Below are 19,100 nucleotides of genomic sequence, written 5' to 3' on the forward strand. Positions count from 1 at the left end.
GGGAGGCTCCTTTAGGGGAAGGGATGACCGGAGACGGGCAGGACCTGTCCGGTGATCCATCCGGCGAAGGGGGACGCGAGGAACATCACGGCGTGGGCGATGTCCTCCGGCGCACCGAGGCGGCGCATGGCGATGGCGTTCACCATCGCCTCCTGCCGCTCGGGGCCGTAGGACGCCCACTGGCGCTCGTAGTCGGGGCTGGTGCGCAGGAAGCCCGGCGCGACGGAATTGACGGTGATCCCGAACGGCCCCAGCTCCAGCGCGAGCTGGCGGGTGAGCCCGACGAGGGCGTGCTTGGCCGAGCAGTAGGCCTGGATGCCGGTGAGACTCGGCTTCAGGCCCGCGCCGGAGGAGATCGTCACGATCCGCCCCTCCCCGCGCGCCTTCATCGCCGGAACGAGCGTCGTCAGGACGTTGACCGCGCTCGTGACGTTCGCGTCGTAGATGTCGCGCCAGCCGTCCGGCGTCGTCGCCTCGAACGGGGCGGGCAACTGGCCACGCACGCCGCCGGCGGCGTGGACGACGACGTCCGCCTCGACCCCGGCCAGACGTTCCGCCACCGCCGCCCGGTCGGAGAGGTCGAGCGCGACGGTCTCGCAGTCGCCGGCGACGGCGCCGAGCCGCGCGCCGAGCGCATCCAGTTCATCGGCGAGGACGTCGAGGGCGACCACCCTCGCGCCACGGGCGGCGAAGCCCTCGGCGATGGCGCCGCCGATCCCGCGGGCGGCACCGGTGACGACGACAGTCTTCGCGGCGAACTCGATCAGCATTACTCGGCCGCCTCCTTCATGGGTGCGGCGAGCTGCGGGTGGGCCTTGAACGTCTCGGCGAGGGCGGCGCGGACCTCCGTGCCGGTGCCGGTGATCTGCTCCTTCGGGAGGGCGGCGATCGCCTCGAACACGCGGCGCTTCACGAAATGGCGCCAGTGGACCGGCATCGCCAGCAGCGCCTCCATGAGGGCGGCGTAATTCGCCTCGGTCCACACCGCCTCGTAGGCGTCGCGGTTGTCGTTGTAGGCGAAGTGTTCGCCCGTCGGTGCGGGCGCGGCCGCGCGGAGCGCTGCGGTCGCGGCCTGGTCGACCGTCCGGCCGTCGGTGGCGACGCCGTACGCGCGGGCGGCCGCCTCGGCGGTGACCTTGCCGGTCGCAACGTCGAAGGCGACGGCGGCGGGGTCGCGGGTGAAGGGATCGCCCCACCCTCCTCCGCCGCCGGAGGTCGTCCAGAAGACGTCACCGGGGTCGAGGCGCACGACGTCGGTGTTGCCGAGGTCGGTGACGGTGCCGTCGGCGGCGGTGCGGGTGAAGTGGCTGGAGCCGCCGGCCTGGCCGCCCGCGGTGCCCCATGCGGCGAAGAAGGTCCGGTCGCGGTTGCGCGCGGTGACCACCGTGTCGGGCGAGAAGACCTCGACCTCCAGCTCGGTGGCGAGGCCGCCGCGATGCTTCCCCGCGCCGCCGGAGTCCGGGATCAGCCCGTAGCGGCGGAACTTGATCGGCACCTCCACCTCGTTGATCTCCACCGGGGTGTTCTTCAGGAACGAGGAGGTGGCGCCCGAGCCGTCGGTCCCGTCCCCCCGGGCCGAGCCGCCCGCGCCGCCGGTCACCGGGTCGATGGAGGCCATCACCGTGCGCCCGGCGCGCGGGTCGTAGGTCCGCACGTTCATGATGCCGCCGCCGCCCGCGGGACCGGCCGGCAAGCGGTCGGGCAGCGCCTTGGAGAAGGCGCCGACGATGAGCCCCTGCAGCCGGTTCGCCGTCATCGAGCGCATGCCCACGGCGGCCGGCGCGATCGGGTTCAGGATCGACCCCTCGGCGACGCGGCACTCGGCCGGGCGCGAGGTGCCGCCATTGAGCGGCATCGTCGGGTCGAGCGTGTAGAGGACGTAGTTGTAGCCCACCATCAGCAGGATGTGCCGCGGATTGCCGCCCGTCGGCACGTTGAGGGCCGAGAGGAGCTGCGGGTCGGAGCCGGTGAGGTCGAGGATCGCCCGGTCGCCGCGGATCTGCAGGTTGAGGGCGAGCCGTGCCGGGACGCCGCCGACGCTGTCCTCGTCCATGTAGTCGGCGAAGAAGTAGTCCCCGTCGGGGATGCCGGAGAGGACGGCGCGCGCGTGGCTCTCGCCGAGGTCGAGAAGGTCTTCGGTGCCGCCCTTGAAGGTTTCGACGCCGAACTTCCCGATCATCTCTTGGACCTCGCGCTCGCCGGTGTTCACCGCCGCGATCTGCGCCTGGAGGTCCCCGTGGTTCTGCTCCGGCATCCGCACGTTCGTCATCATCGTGTCGAGGAGCTGATCGTCGAACCGGCCGTCGGAGTAGAGCTTGGTGGGGCGGAAGCGGATGCCCTCCTGGTGCACCTCGGTGTTGGCGCGCGACAGCGACGCGGGCACGGCGCCGCCCATGTCGGTGTTGTGGATATGGCCGACCGCGAAGGCGACGATCTCGCCCTCCCAGAAGATCGGTTTCCAGATGTGCATGTCCGGCGTGTGGGTGCACACGTAGCCCGAGTACGGGTCGTTGGTGATGCAGATGTCGCCGGGCTTGTAGTCCGGGATCATCGAGATCGCGCCCGAATAGTCGAGGCCGACGAACCAGGTGGCGCCGAGGTCGCGCGGGCTGGCGAACGTCATCCCGGAGGGCGTCGTGAGGCCGGTGGTGAAGTCTTCCGTTTCCTTCACGAACGTGGAGTGGGCGGTGCGGAAGAGCGTGTAGGCCATGCTCTCGGCGACCGCCTGGGCGTGGTTCTCGAAGACGCGCAGCTTGACCGGATCGATGCGCATGTCCTCAGCCCTTCCGCGCGATGACGAGGTTGCCGTGCGGATCGACGGCGACGGAGAAGCCCGGCGGCACGCAGGTCGTGGTGTCGTCCTGGGCGACGATGGCCGGGCTCTCGAAGGTGTGCCCGGGCGCCAGCGCGTCGCGGCGGTAGAGCGGGACCGACCGCAGCGCCCCGTCCAGGTAGACCTCGACGGTGCCGGAGGGGACAGCCTCACCCGTCGCGGCGGGAGGCGGTGCGAGACGCGGCTTCGGCGTCGCCCCGAGGACGACCATGTTGAGCTGGATGATCTGGATCGGCGCGGCCTCGTCGGCATGGCCGTAGAGGCGGCGGTGCTCGGCGTGGAAGGCGGCGGCGATGGCGGCGACGTCGCCGGACGTCACCCACTCGTCCTTGAGCGCGATCTCGATCTCGAAGGACTGGCCGCGGTAGCGCATCTCGGCGGAGGGGCGCAGCTCGGCGGCGGCGAGGAAGCCCTGCTCGCGGATCCAGGCGAGCGCGTCCGCCGCGAGCGCGTCGACGGTCGCGCGGATCTCGGGCATCGCCTCGCGCGACAGGAGCACGTAGGCCGTCGCCACGAAGTCGTTCTTGGCATCCGATGTGAGACCCCCGAGAGCCGACAGGACGCCCGGCGTCCGCGGCACGACGACGGTCGAAATGGCGAGCTCGCGTGCCAGCAGGCACGCCATCATCGGCCCCGCCCCGCCGAACGCGAGGAGCGCGAAGTCGGCGATGTCGATGCCCTGGCGCGAGGCGAGCTTGGAGACCTCGCGGTACATGCCGGAGACGGCGATCTCGATGATCCCCTCGGCTGCCTCCTCCACCGACCGGCGGAGCGGGCCGGCGAGCGCGCCGACCGCGAGGCGCGCGGCCTTCCGGTCGATCCCGACCATGTCGTAGCCGAGCTTGCCGTGGCCGATGTAGCCCAGGACGGCGAAGGCGTCCGTGATCGTCGCCCGCTCGCCGCCGCGGCCGTAGCAGGCCGGACCGGGCGTCGAGCCGGCGCTCTCCGGACCGACCGCGAGGAGCCCCATGTCGTCCAGCGACGCGACCGAGCCGCCCCCCTCGCCGATCGACGTCACCGACACCGTCGGCACGTAGACGGGGAAGTCGCCGACCACCTCGGCGCTGCCGAAGCCCGGCTCGCCACCCATGATGATAGCGACGTCCGCGCTGGTGCCGCCGATGTCGAGGCTGAGGACGCGCGGCAGCCCCGCCTCCCGGGCGACGTACGCCGCCCCCATGACCCCGGCCGCCGTACCCGACAGCAGCATGTCGATGCACTGCGTCTTGCCGAGCTCGGCCGTCATCACCCCGCCGTTCGACTTTGTGATCATCGCCCGCGCGCCGACGCCGATCTCCGCGAGGGCCGCCTCCAGCGAGGTGAGGTACGCCGCGACCGGCGCCTGGACGTAGGAGTGGAGCACCGCCGTCGAGGTGCGCTCGTACTCGCGGATGATGGGGCGGATGCGATGCGAGGCGTACACCTCGAGCTCCGGCGCGATCTCCCCGATCATCGCCGCGCAGTCGATCTCGTGCGCCGGGTTGCGGTAGGAATGGAGGAAGGCGAGGACGATCCCCTCGCACCCCATGGCCCGGGCCCTGGCGACCGCCGCCTCGACGCTCTCGCGCCGCAGGGGCGTGTCGACGCGGCCGTCGGCGAGGATCCGCTCGGCGATCCCCATCACCCGGTCGCGGGTGACGAGCGGCTCCGGCCGGCGGGACATGAGGTGGTAGGGATCCGGCTGCTTGAGCCGCGCCAGCTCCAGCACGTCGACGAAGTTCTCGGTCGTGAAGAGCGCGAGGCGGATGCCCTTGCGCTGGATGATGGAGTTGATGCCGACCGTGGTGCCGTGGGTGAACCACGTGATGTCGCCGGGGGCGATGCCGAAGCGGGTCCGAAGCTGGTTCAGCCCCTCGATCACCTCCTGCCCCGGCGTCGCCGGCGTCGACAGCACCTTGACGGTGGCGATCGCGCCGCTGTCCTCGTCGAAGGCGCAGAAGTCGGCGAATGTGCCGCCGATGTCGACGCCGACCCGATAGCCCATCAGTGCGTCTCCTCGCTTGCGCCGGCTTCCGTGCCTGCGCCGGGGCGATGGCCGAGCCGGGCCGAGATCTCGTTCGCGGCGGCGACGGCGGCCTGGATCATCGCCTCCCGCGCCGTGGCGAAGCGCTGCACGATGGTCGCGATGTCGACCGTCGCGACCACGGTGCCGTCGGCGTCGAAGACGGGCGCGGCCACGCCGCAGCCGCCTAGCGCATACTCCTCCTCGACGATCGAGTAGCCGCGCCGGCGGATGTCCTCGAGCAGCGCGCGCAGCTCGCCCTCGTCGGTGATCGTGCGCGGCGTGAAGGGGTGGAGCGGGGTGCGCGCCAGGTACTCATCCACCCGCGCGGGGTCGGTGTGCGCCAGCAGGACGCGGCCCATCACCGAGGCGTAGCCCGGGACCATCTTGCCGAGCTCGGAGTCCCAGCGGAGCGGCTGCGGGCTGACGCACTTGGCGACGAGCCGCGCGTCGAGCGTCGCCTCCTGCACGGCGAGGATCACGGTCTCCCCCGTCGCGTCGCGCGCGACCTCCATGATCGGCATCGCGTAGGCGACGAGGCGGTCCTCGAACCGGGAGGGGCGCAGGAACGCGTCCCGGAAGGCGGGGTGGATGGCGTAGCGATCGTTGCGGTCGCGAACGACGTAGCCCCGGCTCACCAGCGAACGCATCAGCGCGAAGGTCGAGCTCTTCGGGAACTTGAGGTTCCGCACGAGGTCGCGCAGCGCCAGCGGCTCACCCTGGTGGGCAAGGTGCTCCAGGATGTCGAGCACCCGGACGGCCGACTTCACCGTGCTCACGCCCGGGTCACCGCTGCCGTCGGAGATGCCGATCATCTTGTTCATATATGAGAACAACGTTTCTGTTGCTGAACAAGACTGATCGATGGAAGATGTGCCGTCAATAGAGGCACGACTAATTCGCAAGCAGGCGGAAGGAGCGGGCGATGGAACGCAAACGCGCGATCGTCACCGGTGGGGCGCGCGGGATCGGCCGGGGCTCCGCGCTCGCCCTCGCCCGCGCCGGGTTCGACCTCGCCATCGTGGACATCGCCGCCGACACGCTCGCCGCCACGCGCGAGGAGCTCGCCGACGAGGGCGCCGACGTCCTCGCCTACGAGGCGGACGTCGCCGACCACTCCCGCGCGAAAGCCGTGGTCGCCGACGTCGTGGCCCGCGCCGGGCGGATCGACGTCCTCGTCAACAATGCCGGCCGGTCCGCGCCGCAGGGGATCCTCGAGATCACAGAGGCCGAGTTCGACGCCGCGATCGCCGTCAACCTGAAGAGCTGCTTCAACTACATCCAGGCCGTCGCCCCGGTGATGCTGGAGGCCGGCGGCGGGCGCATCGTCTCGATGTCCTCCCTCAACGCCCACTCCGGCGGCGTCACCAGCGCGGTCAGCCGGTTCGCCTACGCCGCCGCGAAGGCCGGCATCCTCGGCATGACGCGAGCCCTCGCCAAGGAGCTCGCGCCCACCATCACCGTCAACGCGATCTGCCCCGGCGTCATCGCGACGGAGGCGACGGGCCACATGATCGCCGCGCGCGAGGCGGAGCTGACGAAGGGCATCGCCCTCGGCCGACTGGGAACCCCGGCCGACATCGCGAGCCTCGTCGTCTTCCTCGCGAGCGCCGAGCCGTGCTTCATCACAGGACAGGACTTCGTGGTCGATGGGTTCCAATGGGTGATGTGACCGCCGCGGTCGAGCGGCCCAGACCGTGGATCGCCGCGCTCGTCGTGGCGACGGCGATGCAGACCGTGCTCGCGATGCTGACGCGGGCGCTCCCGGTGATCGGCCCGCCGATCACCGCGCTCGCCGGGGTGCCGGACGAGAATGTCGGCTACCTCGCCGCGCTCTGCTCGTTCGGCACGATGGTCTTTCTCCTCGGCGGCGCGCCGCTGATCTCGGTGTTCGGCCCGGTCCGGCTGCTGCAAACCGGGGCGGTGCTCGCCGGCGGCGCGATGCTCCTCGGCCTGACCGGGTCGTGGACGATGATCCTCCTCGCCTCGTTCCTGATCGGCTTCGGCTACGCGCCTTCCGCCCCGGCGGGGAGCGAGGTGCTCCAGCAGCGCGTCCCGGCGCGTCGGCGCTCGCTGATGTTCTCCATCAAGCAGTCCGGGGTGCCGCTCGGCGGTGCCATCGCCGGGGCGATGCTGCCGCCGCTCCTCATCTGGGGCGGGGTGCCGGCGGCCGTCGTCGGCGCGGCGACGCTGGCGTTCGTCGCGGCGCTCGCGGCCGAGCCGCTGCGCCACGCCATCGACGCCGACCGCCCGGCCCCGCCGGAGACGACGCCGGGCGCCTTCGCCCCGCGCCTCGCAGCCCGGCTCCTCGCCCCGTTCCGGATCGTCCTCGCCGATCCGGGGCGGATCATCATCACCTTCGCCGGCGTCTCCTTCGCGATCGCGCAGGGCGCCCTCTTCACCTTCTTCGTCACCGCGCTGCACGTGCGCACCGACCACTCGCTCGCCGCGATCGGGGCCGCCTTTGCGCTGATGCAGAGCGTCGGCGTCGTCTCGCGCGTCGCCGTGGGGTGGATCGCCGACCGCGTCGGCTCGGCGCATCTGACGCTCATCGGCCTCGCCTTCGCGTCGTCCGCGACCATGGCCGTCATCGCCTTCGCGGGCGCGGGATGGCCCTATTTTGCGCTGAGCGCCGTCGCTGCCGTGTCGGGCTTCGCGGTCGCGTCCTGGAATGGCGTGCTGCTGGCCGAGGTGAGCGCGCTGGCGCCGAAGGGCCGCGTCGGTGAGGCGACCGCGGCGACGACCTTCTTCGTCTTCGCCGGCTACGTCGTCGGCCCCCTCGCGATCAGCGCCATCGTCGCAGCCACCGGCAGCTACGTCGCCGGCTTCCTCTTCGCCGCCGTCCCCCCCTTCCTCTCCGGCACCCTCCTCCTCTTCGTCCGCCGGAGCGAAGGGCGCCCGGGTGCGGGACCGGAGTGAGGCGTACGGCGGGGCGCCGAACGTCCTGCCGACCTGACGTCGGCCGGATTACGCGGCTTTGAGTTCAGCCGGGAAGGCTTCGTATACGCGCGCCTTGCATGCATCGACCTCGTCGAAGTACGCGACGTCATACTGGGACTCTTCGATCGTCAGCATATTCTTCGCCGGGTTGCGCACCTCGATCTGCTTCGCAACCTTTCGCTTCAGCGAAGCGAAATAGTCGTAGAACTTGAATGCACTCGCGCGATGCGGCTCGTTGCTGCGCAGCCAGAGATTCGGGATCTTGTAGGAGTCCGCGAAGACGATGCCGTGGAGACTGGTGCTGGCGATCCGCTCGCAGCTGCTGATCAGCTCGAAGGTCTGATCGATGTCGGGCGAGGTGAGATCGATCAACGTCGCCCCGGGGGTGCTCTCACAAAGGCCCGTCCAGAGCTTGTCGCCCAGCTGTGTGTGGTGCGGAATGATGCCTATGGAGTACCGCTTCTCGCACGCCGGCTTCCAGATCTCGGACACGAGGATCCCGGGATCGCCCAGGGGAAGGTCTCGGCGCACTTCGGCGATGCACCGCGTCAGCGGACCACGGACCGCGTGATAGTGCACGTATTCGCTTTCGGGCAGGTATTCGGGCTGCATCAATCCGGAGCCCCAGACGTGGACCGGAGACCGCCGGCCCTTGATGCGACCGAAAAGGTCCTGAAGGACGCTGCCGATCGCGGCGAGTTCGCACGACCGAAGTTCACTGCGCTCGACCTCGCGACCCGACACATACGACACGATGTGACGGTTGACCTCGTCGCCAAGATTGATCTTGCCCTCTGCGACGGGTCTCCACCAATAGACGGTGAGCGGCTTCAAGTCGGGACTCTCCTCGTCTGGACCGGCGCCTTCCCGCAGATCGTCCTGTCGCCGGCGCCGGGATACGATGCCGGACCGTGTCGCGGTCGGCGTTGGGCGGCGGCCGGCACGGCGTCTCGTCGGCAGGGCAGCGGACCTCTCATCTGTGGGTAATTGAAGGGTATCGGCGGGCTTGGCAAGCCGTCCTTTGCCCCGGTGCAATGGCCAAATCCGGGCAGCATCGGGCCGCCGGAATGACACCTTTACATCCGAAATTTTTCGGTATTTGAAAAACTCGGGTGATCCGGCAGAATTGCGCCGGTTCCGTTCGGAAGAGAGGGTTCTGGTGGCCGGTCCTGACTATCAGCTCAAGACGCTTACGCGGGGGCTCCAGGTGCTGGGAACCATCGAGCGCGCCGATCAGCCGCTCACCCTCACCGAGATCGCCGAGGCGATGGACGAGCCGGCCCCGGTGGTCTTCCGTGTCCTGCGCACGCTGGAGGCCGGGGGCCACCTGCGCCGCAACGGCAAGCGCTACACCGCCGTCTCGAGCGGCGACGGGCTCACCTCGGCCCGCTGGCTCATCTCCGCACTCGGCCAGCTCTCGGCCGCCGGAACGGAGGGGATCGCCGCCGCGACCATCAGCGCGGCCATCGACGCCGACGCCGAGGCGACCCAGTCCCTCCTCGCGCTGATGCGCGACGGCGGGCTCGCCGACGAGAAGGGCGAGCGCTGGGTGCTCTCCCCCCGCCTCCTGAAGCTCGCCCGCCCGCTGATCGCCGACCGGACCATTACCGGGCTGCGCGGCCTGATGGAGCGGGTGCGGGCGCACACGGGCGAATCGGTCGGCCTCTTCGTGCGCTCGGGAACGCAGCAGGTGCTTGTGGAGATGCTGGGTTCGCCCCAGCCGATCCGCTACGAGCTGGAGGTCGGCTCCACCTTCCCGGTCCATCGCGGCGCCGGCGGCCGGGCCGCCCTGATGCCGCTGGAGCCGGAGGAGACGCACCGCCTCCTGACCGAGCTCGACCTCGGCGAGGACGCGCTCGAGGCGGTCATGGCTGCCGTCGCGCTCAGCCGGGAGGCCGGCTACGCGTCGTCGCTCAGCGAACGTGTGGAGGGTGCGGGGGCGGTGGCCTGCCCGGTGCTCGACCACAAGGGCGAGCCGGTGGCGGTGATCAACATCATGTACCCCGCCTTCCGCCTGCAGGACACCCAGGTCCGGGCCTTCGGCGAGTACCTGCGGGGCGAGACCACCTCGCCCCTCTGACGCCGCGCCGCCGCGATGGCGGCGTTCCGGTCCGCCGGGTCGGGACCGGCGGGCGGGTCAGGCGTCGGACTTCGCAGCGCTCATCGCCGACTTGCGGGCGGTCGCCGGGCCGGGGCCGCGCATGTAGTGCTTCTCCGGCAGGTAGCGGTTGCGGATGGGGTCGGTCGCCCTGGAGGCCAGCGCCGTCGCCGGCACCGAGAGCGCCCCCCAGGCGGCGCGCATCCGGCCGGACAGACGATCGACAAGGATAGACGATTGAACCGAGAGCATGTGCGACATGTGCTTAACCGCGTGAATGCTTTGCTTTCGGTTGAAATGGATACGCACGGGCGTCGGCTTCGTGTTGGCAGTCACAGGTCGCTGGATTTGCCGCGGCTCCCTCGCCGCGGCCTCCGGTGAAGTGGCCCCCGGTAAAGGGGGCGGCCGACGGCCTCAGGTCCCGGTCGGCGCGGGTGCGGCCCCGAAGGCGGCGAGCACCTCCTCGGTGTCGCGCCCCAGCGCCCCGGCGGACCGGCGCACCCGGCAGGGCGAGCGGCTGAAGCGCGGCACCACGCCCTGCATGCGCACCGTGCCGAAGTCGTCGTCCGGCACCGCCACGATCGCCTCGCGCGCGGCGTACTGCGGATCGGCGAAGATCATGTCGACCGAGTAGATCGGCGCCAGGGTGCCGCCGGCCCTCGCGAAGCTGTCCAGGATCTCGTCGAGGTCGTGGGCGGCGAACCAGGCGCGGAAGACCTCGTCGAGCGCCGCGCCGTTCTCCACGCGCGACTTGTTGTCGGCGAAGCGCGGGTCGGCGCCGAGGTCCTGCCGGCCGATCGCCCGCAGGTTCGCAGCGAACGTCGAATCGGTGCTGCCGGAGAGCGAGACGTACTGCCCGTCGCGCGTCGGGTAGACGTCGGATGGCGCCGAATAGGGGTTGGCATTGCCGCTGCGCTTCGGGACCGTGCCGAGCTGGTCGTAGGCGATTGCCGGGTAGTCGAGCAGGCGGAAGACGGCCTCGGTCAGCGAAAGGTCGATGACCTGCCCGCGCTTCTGCGGATCGGTCTTGATCGAGTGCAGCGCGGTCATCACCGAGAGCGCCCCGAAGAGCCCGCCGATGGCATCGCCCATCGGGTAGGCGGCGTGCATCGGCGGGCCGTCCGCCTCGCCGATGAGGTGCGTCAGGCCGCTCATCGCCTCGAATAGACGCGCAAAGCCCGGCCGCTGCGCGCTCGGGCCGTCCTGCCCGAAGCCGGTGACGCGCAGCACGACGAGGCTCGGGTTCTCCTGCATCAGGACGTCCGGGCCGAGGCCCCACCGCTCCAGCGTGCCGGGGCGGAAGTTCTCGATCACGACGTCCGCCTCGCGCACCATGCGACGGAAGGTGGCCGCGCCCTCCTCCGTGCGCAGGTCCAGCGCGGCGAAACGCTTGCCCCGGTTCGTCGTCTTCCACCACAGCGACTTGCCGTCCTTGAAGGGCGGGAAATCGCGCATCCCGTCGCCGCGGCCCGGCAGCTCGATCTTCACCACGTCCGCCCCGTAGTCCGCGAGCAGCGTCGCGGCGAAGGGCGCGGCGATGATCGTCGCGATGTCGAGGACGCGCAGGCCGGCCAGCGGGCCGGTGGCCGCCTCGGGGGTCGGGTCAGTCATGGGTGGGCCTCGGCTCGGTCGGATGCGAGGCCAACGTGCGCCGCGCCGCGAGGACGGAGCGCACGATCGGCCACAGGAGGAACATCGCGGTGAGGGCGAACAGCGTCGCCGCGATGGGCTTTTCGAAGAAGGCGAGAAGGCTGTCGTTGGTGAGGATCAGCCCGCGCCGCAGGCTGGACTCGATCATCGGGCTCAGCACGAAGCCGATGACCACCGGCGCCAGCGGAATCTCGAGGTAGCGGAACGCGAAGCCGACGAGCCCGGCGGCGAGGAGCACGAGGAGGTCGAACCCGCTCTGGTTCACCGAGTAGGTGCCGACGACGACGAGCGCGACGAGGCACGCGATGAGGAGCGGTTCCGGCAGGCGCAGGATGCGGCTGAAGATCGGCCCCAGCGTCGCCCCCATCGCGAACATCACGATGTTCACCACGAAGAGCGCCATGAAGATGTAGGTCACCAGCGCCGGCTGCTGCTGGAAGAGCGTCGGGCCGGGGATGATGTTCTGGATCGTCAGCGCGCCCAGCATCACCGCCGTGATCGGATCGCCCGGCACGCCGAGCGCGAGGGTCGGCACCAGTGCGCCTGCGGTCACCGCGTTGTTGGCCGCCTCCGAGGCGATGATGCCGTCGGGCGAGCCCTTGCCGAAGCTGGCGCGGTCGGGCGAGGAGCGCTTGGCCTCGGCGTAGCTGACGAGCGAGGCCGCCGTCGCGCCGACGCCCGGCAGGCTGCCGATCCACGTGCCGATGAGCGATGACTTCACCAGCACCTTCCAGCGCCGCGCGATGTCGCCGACGGGCGGCATCGCAAAGCGCACCTTCTCGGTCAGCGGCTCGGTGACGCTGCCGCGGTCGGCGACGCGCCAGAGAACCTCGGATAGCGCGAAGAGGCCCACGAGGACGGGGATGAGGTTGAGCCCGGCGGCGAGGTCGTAGTTGCCGAAGTCGTAACGGGTGATGCCGGTGATCGGGTCGAGGCCGACCATGGCGATGAAGAGACCGAAGGCGGCGCCGAAGACGCCCTTCAGCAGGCTCTCGCGCGCCACCGAGACGATGCAGGTGAGCGCGAAGATCCCCAGCGCGAAGTATTCGATCGGCCCGAAGCGCAGCCCGAAGCGGGCCAGGAGCGGGGCCCCGGCCGCCAGGATCAGGCAGGCGAGGATGCCGCCGAAGGCGGAGGCGAACGTCGCCCACCCGAGCGCCAGCGCCGGCTGGCCGCGCCGGGCCATGGGGAAGCCGTCGAAGAGCGTCGCGGCCGACTGCGGCGTCCCCGGCGAGTTGATGAGGATCGCCGGGATGCAGCCGCCGTACACCGAGCCGCAGTAGGTGCCGAGCAGCAGCGCGATCGACACCGACTGGTCGAAGACGAACGTGAACGGCAGGATCACGGTGATGCCGAGGACCGAGCCGAGCCCGGGGATGGCACCGACGAAGATGCCGTAGAGCGTGCCGATGGCGATGGCGGCGAGGGCCTCGAACGAGGCCAGCATCGCGAGTGCGTCGAGAAAGGAGGTCATGTCATGCCCCCGGCCACGGCATCATGCGCACGTTGAGGATCTCGGCGAACACCACCCAGGTGATCGCCGCGAAGCCGACGGTGGTCGCAGCGACCGCCAGCGGCCGGCGGTAGCCGAAGACCACGCTGAAGAGCGGCACGATCAGCAGCATCGCCGGCCAGTAGCCGAGCCACACGAAGGCGGCGATGAAAGCGGCCGTCAGCCCCACCGCCAGAGCGAAGCGGGCCGGGCTGATGTCGGCGAGCCGTCCGGTGTCGACCGAGGCGAGGAGCGTCTCGGCGGCGCCGCGGACCACCATCGTGCCGGCGCAGGCCGCCGCCACGATGAGCCAGATGCGCGGCATCAGCGCCGCGTCGTAGGCGGAGCCCTCCCCCATCTGGTAGTCGGCGCCCGCCGTGTAGATCAGCAGCGCGACCGCTCCGATGGCCAAGACGAGCCCGCCCGCAATATCTCCCGTCGAGCGCCGCATGGGTTACTTCTTGCCCATGCCGAGCGCGCCGATCACCTCGGCGTTCGCCGCGCTGTCCTCGGCGACCACCTCGCGGAACCCGTCCGGGTCGGCGTAGGCGGCGCGGCTGGCCATGCGGGCCATCTCCTGGTCGAACGCCTCGGTCTCGACCACCGACTGGCAGGCGGAGGCGAGCCGCGCCCTGGCCTCGTCGGGAATGCCCTTCGGCGCGATGATCCCGCCCCAGAGCGACATGTTGACGTCGAGGCCGACCTCCTTGGCGGTCTTGGCGTCCGGCACGGACTCCATCCGCTCGTCGGAGAAGACGGCGATGGTCTTGACGTCCTTGCCGACGACCGAGCTGCCGCCGACCGCCGCAAGGTTCACGTGGCCACCCTGCGCGGCGGTGACGGCGCCGGCGTCGCCCTCCATCGGCACGTGGCGCATCTCGACGCCGAGACCCTTGATGGCGCGCACCATGCCGATGTGCGGCAGGCTGCCCGGACCGGCGGAGGAGTAGGTCAGCTCGCCCGGATGCGCCTTGGCGTACTCGACGACGTCCGCGAAGTCGGCGAATTCGGAATCGCCGGCGGTCGCCAGCACGATGGGGGCGTCGAACACGCGGCAGATGTAGTCGTAGGACGACAGGTCGTAGCCGACCGGGCGCAGGTGCGGCTGGATGATGAGGGGCGCGGCCGGCACCATCGCGATGGTGTAGCCGTCCGGCCGGTCACGCGCGACGGCGGTGAGGCCCACGGTGCCCGCCGCGCCGGCCTTGTTGACGACGACGATGGTCTCGCCGAGCTCTTCCTCCAGCATCCTCGCGGTGGCGCGGGCCATCACGTCGGTGATGCCGCCCGCCCCGTAGGGCACGACCATGGTGATCGTCTTGGACGGGTAGTCCGCCGCGAGGGCCCCGCCCGCGAGCCCGAGCGAGGCGAACGCAAGGGCCGCTGCAAGTGTCTTTCTCATTGTGTCCTCCCAGTCTTGTTGTCGTTGGGGTGGCCGGCGGCGCGCCGCGCCACGTAGCCGCTGTCCTGCAGCGCGCCCTCCGGTACGGGCTCGCTGCGGAAGATCTGCCTGAGGTGCACCTCGTCCGGCCCGTCGGCGATGCGGAACATCCGGGCGTAGACGAAGGCGTGGTGGATGAGGTGGTCGTCCGAGCCGCCGGCCGCGCCGAAGAGCTGCAACGCCCGGTCGGCGATCTCCTGCAGCATGCGCGGCACGTGCACCTTGGCCATGGAGATCGCCCGCCAGCTCGCCTTGAAGCCGTTCGCGTCGAGCTCGGCGGCGGCGTGGTTCAGGAAGTGGCGCGACATGTCGATGCCGATGCGCCCCTCGGCGATCCACTGCTGCACGCTGTCGTATTCGGCGAGGCTGCGGCCGAAGGCGGTCCGCTCCCGCATGCGGCGCTTCATGAGGTCGAGGAGCATCTCGGCAAGGCCGATGCAGCGGAACGCATGGTGGAGCCGCGCGGGGCCGAGGCGCACCTGCGCCGCGTCGAACCCGCGCCCCGGCTCGCCGAGCATGTTGGCGGCGGACACGCGGACCTCGTCGAACACGATCTCGCCGATGGGCGCCACGTGGTCGTCCCAGCCGAGGAAGCGCAAGGTCCGCTCGACGCGGATGCCGGGGGCGTCCGCCGGGACGAGGACGGCCGAGTGCCGGGCGGTCCGCGGTGCCTCCGGGTCGGTGACGCCCATGACGATGTGGAACGACAGGTCCGGCGCGGCGGCGCCGGTGATGAACCACTTGCGGCCGGACACGACGAGGTCGCCCCCGTCGGCGCGGATCGTGGTGGCGATGTTCGTGGCGTCCGACGAGGCGACGTCGGGCTCCGTCATCGCGAAGGCGGACGCGGCCCGGCCCTCCAGCAGCGGGACGAGGAAGCGCTCGCGCTGCCCGGGCGTTGCCAGCGCGTCGAGCATGATCATGTTGGGAAGGTCGGGCGCGTGGCAGTTGAAGACCAGCGACGCCCAGGGGAGCCGGCCCGTCAGCTCGGCGATCGGCGCGAAGTCGCGATTGGAGAGGCCGGGCCCGCCGCTCCCCGCGCGCGGCGGGATGCCGAGGTTCCAGAGCCCCTCGGCGCGCGCCTCCTCCCGCAGGGTGGCGACGAAGGCGGGCATCCGCTCGCCGGCCTGCGTGGCGGCGACCCAGTCGGCGTGCCGGGGCAGGATGCGCGTCGCGAAGAACCGCTCTGCACGGGCCGCTATGCCGGCCCCTGCCCCGCCGACGCCCGCCCCCCCGATCTCCGCACCGTCGATGTCGGACCGAGGCGCCTCCATCTCAGCTCGCCGCGCGAAGGGAGGGCGCCGCCGCGCTCAGGGTGCGCTTGGCGATGTTGAGCTGGTGAATCTGGCTCGTCCCCTCGTAGAGGCGGAAGAGCCGCGCGTCGCGGTAGAGCCGCTCGATGCAGCTGTAGTCCGCCACATAGCCCGAGCCGCCGAAGATCTGCACCGCGCGGTCGGCGACGCGCCCGCACGCCTCCGACGCGTGGTACTTGCAGATCGAGGCCTCCATGGTGACGTCCTCGCCCGCGTCGCGCCGCGCCGCCGTCTCCAGGATGAGCGCGCGGGCGGTGTGAACGTCCGTCTGGCAGTCGGCGATCATCGCCTGGACGAGCTGGAAGTCGCCGATCGGGCGGCCGAACTGCTTGCGGGTCAGGGCGTGCTGGATCGCCTCGTCGAGCATGCGCATCGCCGAGCCGGTGCAGAAGGCGGCGAGGTTGATGCGCTGCTTGTTGAGCGCCTTCATGACCGTGTCGAACCCGCTCCCCTCGACGCCGCCGATGAGGTTCTCCGCCGGCACGCGGCAGTCCGCGAAGGTGATTTCGGAGACCGGCGAGCCTTCCTGGCCCATCTTGCGGTAGGGCGCGCCGGGGACGAGGCCGGGCGTGCCCTTCTCGATCAGGAAGGCGCTGAGGCCGCCCTTCTTCGGGTTGTCCGGGTCGGTGCGGGCGATCACGGTGAAGAGGTCGGCGATCGGCGCGTTGGTGATGAACGCCTTCTTGCCGTTGAGCACGTAGGCGTCGCCGTCGCGCCGCGCGGTGGTGGCGACGGCGATGGCGTCGGAGCCTGCGCCGGGTTCGGTCAGGGCCAGGCACGAGGTGATCTCGCCGGAGGCGAGGCGCGGCAGCCACGCGTCCCTCTGCGCCTCCGTCCCGTCCTGCACGAGGCCCTCGGCGCCGATGCCGGTGTTCGTGCCGGCGCGCGCCCGGAAGGCGGTGGAGGCCTGCGCGATCTCGAAGTTGGCGCGGGCGAGCTCGGTCGTCGTGAAGCCGCTGCCGCCGTACTGGCGCGGGATGGACCAGCCGAAGAAGCCGAGCCGGCGCATGTCCTCCACGAGACGCTCGGGGATCTGGTCGCTCGCGACGACCTCCTCCTCGGCGGGAATGGCGACGGTCTGGACCCAGTGACGGATCTGCGCCAGCCGCGTGGCGAACCCTTCGCTCCCGGTCATGCAATTCCTCCGGATTTGTATTTTCCGGAACGGTAGCACGTTTTTCTGTATATGCAATTTTTCGGATTAAGGTTTTTTCGCTCGATCCGACAGCGACCCGGGTCTCGGATCGAAGCCATCGCCGCGCTAGCCTCTCAGCTAAACGCCACAATCGGTTCATTATATCAATGCTTTGTCCATCCCACCGCCCGCTCCGCGTCGATACGGCGAACGCCTGGACGCCGTACGGCATGATCGCACCCAGCAAGTGATTTTTTCTCCATGTGTAATCTCCGGGCGGGCGGGGAACGCCTCGGCCGACGGCGGACGCAGGTCGGGACAGCGCGATCCGTGCGCGAAATTTCCCGCCGTGCGCCCATTCGCAAACCGCCCGCCGGACTGGCGAAAACGGCACCGCGGCCGCGCCAACTCCCCCGCGGGAGGGCAAACGCGGCAACAAACTCCACCGGGCGCCCTTGCCTTCGCAGGCGAACGGCACGCAAATTGCGTGAATTAGCGGGAACAAAAACCGGGGGGACGGATGTCTCGGCTGCCCAATACCACCGCTTTTAAGATCCTGGAGCGGCTCCGCCAGGACCGTTCGGATCTTGAAAACAACGCCATCGATCAACTGCTCACCGGCCGGATCGACCGCCGCGCCTTCCTGCGCCACGGCTCGCGTCTCGGCCTCTCGGCGGCGCTGATGTCCTCGGCGCTCGGCACGGTCGGCCTGATGGGCCTGCGTCCGGCCCGCGCCCAGGGGGCACCGGGCGCCACCATCCGCGTCGCGCAGATCACGCCGTCCGGCGCCATCAACCCGGTCACCGTCGCCGACCAGGGCGGCCTGCTGCCGCTCCAGATCGTCGGCGACTTCCTGGTGATGGACGGCCCGGACCTCGTCCTGCGGCCGATGCTCGCCACCGAGTGGACGCCCAACGAGGACGGCACCATCTGGACCTTCAAGCTGCGCGAGGGCGTCAAGTTCCACGACGGCCGCACCATGAGCGCGGACGACGTCGTCGCCTCCATCAAGCGCCTCGCGGACCCGGCCAACGGTTCCAACGCACTCTCGGCGTTCAAGGGCGTCCTGTCGCCGGAGGGCATCCGGAAGGTCGACGACCTCACCGTCGAGTTCAGCCTCGAGGCGCCGAACGGCAACTTCCCCTACTACGTCTCCACCGACAACTATAACGCCATCATCGTCCCGGCCGACACCGATCCGGCCGCCTTCGAAGGCTCGATGATCGCCACCGGCCCGTTCAAGCGCGAGAGCTACACGCCCAAGGTCGGCGCCACCTACGTGCGCAACGAGGACTACTGGGGCGGCCCCGCCCTGCCGTCGCGCATCGAGCTCAACTTCTACGACGACCTGCAGCCGCAGGTGCTGGGGCTTCTGGGCGGGCAGATCGACGTCATCCAGCAGGTCAACGTGCAGGGCGCGCGGCCGCTGCTCGACAATCCCGCGGCCAAGATCCTGCGCCTCAAGGCCAACACGCACCGCCAGGTGCACATGAAGACCCAGTCCGGCCCCTTCGCCGACAAGCGCATCCGCGAGGCGATGGCCCTAACCATCGACCGCCAGAAGCTCGTCGACGGCCTGTTCCAGGGCATGGCCTCCGTCGGCAACGACTCGCCCTTCGCGCCGGTCTTCCCGTCCACCGACACCACCGTGCCGCAGCGCACGCGCGACATCGACAAGGCGAAGGCGCTGATGGCGGAGGCGGGCGTCTCCACCGTCGACACCACGCTGACGACGATGCAGATGCAGGAGCTGCCCACCCTCGCGACGCTCCTGAAGAACTTCGGCGCCGAGATCGGCATCAACATCAACCTCAAGATCGAGGACGTCGGCGCCTACTACGGCGACGCCGTGCCCGGGAAGTCGGACTGGCTCGATTCCGAGTTCGGCATCACCGACTACGGCCACCGGGGCACGCCCAACGTCTTCCTGTCGGCGCCGCTCCTGTCGACCGGCACCTGGAACTCCGCGAACTTCAGCAATCCGACCTACGACCAGCTCGTCGCCGACTACATCGCCGCCGTCGACCTCGAGACGCAGACCGAGATCGCCGGCAAGATCCAGCGCCTCCTCCTCGACGAGACGCCGATCATCTTCCCCTACTTCTACGACTACCTCTCGGCGACCGGGCCGACGGTGTCGGGTGTCGAGACCACCGCCATGGGTCAGATCTTCCTGAACCAGGCGTCAAAGTAGCG

At 70.3% G+C, this 19,100-nt stretch carries 16 protein-coding genes; 4 read left to right on the plus strand and 12 right to left on the minus strand.

Going from position 1 to position 19,100, the window contains the following annotated elements:
* Positions 1-11: 11 nt before the first annotated feature.
* From DLJ53_RS20935 to DLJ53_RS20950, 4 genes are read right to left on the minus strand one after another with little or no spacing between them, the layout of a single operon-like run.
* Positions 12-770, minus strand: coding sequence for an SDR family NAD(P)-dependent oxidoreductase (locus DLJ53_RS20935; protein WP_111348805.1), 759 nt, complete (start codon positions 768-770; stop codon positions 12-14).
* Positions 770-2,773 (minus strand): hydantoinase B/oxoprolinase family protein, encoded by a 2,004-nt coding sequence (locus DLJ53_RS20940; RefSeq protein WP_111348807.1) that lies wholly within the window; start codon positions 2,771-2,773, stop codon positions 770-772. Before DLJ53_RS20940 ends, DLJ53_RS20935 begins: the two co-directional genes overlap by 1 nt.
* Before the next feature lie 4 nt (positions 2,774-2,777).
* The gene (locus DLJ53_RS20945) at positions 2,778-4,817 is read right to left on the minus strand and encodes a hydantoinase/oxoprolinase family protein (protein ID WP_111348809.1); all 2,040 of its coding nucleotides are present in this window, start codon (positions 4,815-4,817) and stop codon (positions 2,778-2,780) included.
* Positions 4,817-5,659 carry an IclR family transcriptional regulator gene (locus DLJ53_RS20950; RefSeq protein ID WP_111348811.1) on the minus strand — a complete coding sequence of 281 codons (843 nt, stop codon included), beginning with the start codon at positions 5,657-5,659 and terminating at the stop codon, positions 4,817-4,819. Before DLJ53_RS20950 ends, DLJ53_RS20945 begins: the two co-directional genes overlap by 1 nt.
* A 101-nt stretch (positions 5,660-5,760) precedes the next feature.
* On the opposite strand from DLJ53_RS20950, the gene DLJ53_RS20955 reads away from it, so the two are divergent.
* Complete coding sequence (locus DLJ53_RS20955) at positions 5,761-6,507, plus strand: SDR family NAD(P)-dependent oxidoreductase (RefSeq protein WP_111348813.1); 747 nt, start codon at positions 5,761-5,763, stop codon at positions 6,505-6,507.
* Entirely contained in the window at positions 6,495-7,754 is a 1,260-nt protein-coding gene (locus DLJ53_RS20960) for an MFS transporter (RefSeq protein WP_111348815.1), read from the plus strand. The genes DLJ53_RS20955 and DLJ53_RS20960 overlap by 13 nt, the downstream gene beginning before the upstream one ends.
* A gap of 48 nt (positions 7,755-7,802) precedes the next feature.
* Here the strand turns inward: DLJ53_RS20960 and DLJ53_RS20965 are convergent, their stop codons facing one another.
* Positions 7,803-8,609, minus strand: a complete 807-nt coding sequence (locus tag DLJ53_RS20965; protein ID WP_111348817.1) for a polysaccharide pyruvyl transferase family protein — start codon at positions 8,607-8,609, stop codon at positions 7,803-7,805.
* Between the two features lie 325 nt (positions 8,610-8,934).
* Between DLJ53_RS20965 and DLJ53_RS20970 the strand changes: the two genes are divergently transcribed.
* On the plus strand, positions 8,935-9,855 hold the full coding sequence (locus DLJ53_RS20970) for an IclR family transcriptional regulator (protein WP_162409439.1): 921 nt from the start codon (positions 8,935-8,937) through the stop codon (positions 9,853-9,855).
* 57 nt (positions 9,856-9,912) lie between these two features.
* Here the strand turns inward: DLJ53_RS20970 and DLJ53_RS34810 are convergent, their stop codons facing one another.
* The 7 genes from DLJ53_RS34810 to DLJ53_RS21000 all read right to left on the minus strand — a co-directional run bounded on the left by DLJ53_RS34810 (position 9,913) and on the right by DLJ53_RS21000 (position 16,904).
* Positions 9,913-10,134, minus strand: a complete 222-nt coding sequence (locus DLJ53_RS34810; protein WP_146620051.1) for a hypothetical protein — start codon at positions 10,132-10,134, stop codon at positions 9,913-9,915.
* Positions 10,135-10,287: 153 nt separating this feature from the next.
* A complete protein-coding gene (locus tag DLJ53_RS20975; RefSeq protein ID WP_111348821.1) occupies positions 10,288-11,484 on the minus strand; it encodes a CaiB/BaiF CoA transferase family protein in 1,197 nt (398 codons plus the stop codon).
* Positions 11,477-12,997, minus strand: a complete 1,521-nt coding sequence (locus DLJ53_RS20980; RefSeq protein ID WP_111348823.1) for a tripartite tricarboxylate transporter permease — start codon at positions 12,995-12,997, stop codon at positions 11,477-11,479. Before DLJ53_RS20980 ends, DLJ53_RS20975 begins: the two co-directional genes overlap by 8 nt.
* Position 12,998: 1 nt before the next feature.
* Entirely contained in the window at positions 12,999-13,466 is a 468-nt protein-coding gene (locus tag DLJ53_RS20985; protein WP_111348825.1) for a tripartite tricarboxylate transporter TctB family protein, read from the minus strand.
* Between the two features lie 3 nt (positions 13,467-13,469).
* On the minus strand, positions 13,470-14,417 hold the full coding sequence (locus tag DLJ53_RS20990; RefSeq protein ID WP_111348827.1) for a tripartite tricarboxylate transporter substrate binding protein: 948 nt from the start codon (positions 14,415-14,417) through the stop codon (positions 13,470-13,472).
* Positions 14,414-15,730 carry an acyl-CoA dehydrogenase family protein gene (locus DLJ53_RS20995; protein ID WP_111348829.1) on the minus strand — a complete coding sequence of 439 codons (1,317 nt, stop codon included), beginning with the start codon at positions 15,728-15,730 and terminating at the stop codon, positions 14,414-14,416. The genes DLJ53_RS20990 and DLJ53_RS20995 overlap by 4 nt, the downstream gene beginning before the upstream one ends.
* Before the next feature lies 1 nt (position 15,731).
* Positions 15,732-16,904 carry an acyl-CoA dehydrogenase family protein gene (locus tag DLJ53_RS21000; protein WP_111348831.1) on the minus strand — a complete coding sequence of 391 codons (1,173 nt, stop codon included), beginning with the start codon at positions 16,902-16,904 and terminating at the stop codon, positions 15,732-15,734.
* 520 nt (positions 16,905-17,424) lie between these two features.
* Here DLJ53_RS21000 and DLJ53_RS21005 point away from each other — a divergent pair.
* Complete coding sequence (locus DLJ53_RS21005) at positions 17,425-19,098, plus strand: ABC transporter substrate-binding protein (protein WP_111348833.1); 1,674 nt, start codon at positions 17,425-17,427, stop codon at positions 19,096-19,098.
* Positions 19,099-19,100 lie beyond the last annotated feature (2 nt).

Source organism: Acuticoccus sediminis, assembly GCF_003258595.1.
Classification (GTDB): Bacteria; Pseudomonadota; Alphaproteobacteria; order Rhizobiales; family Amorphaceae; genus Acuticoccus; species Acuticoccus sediminis.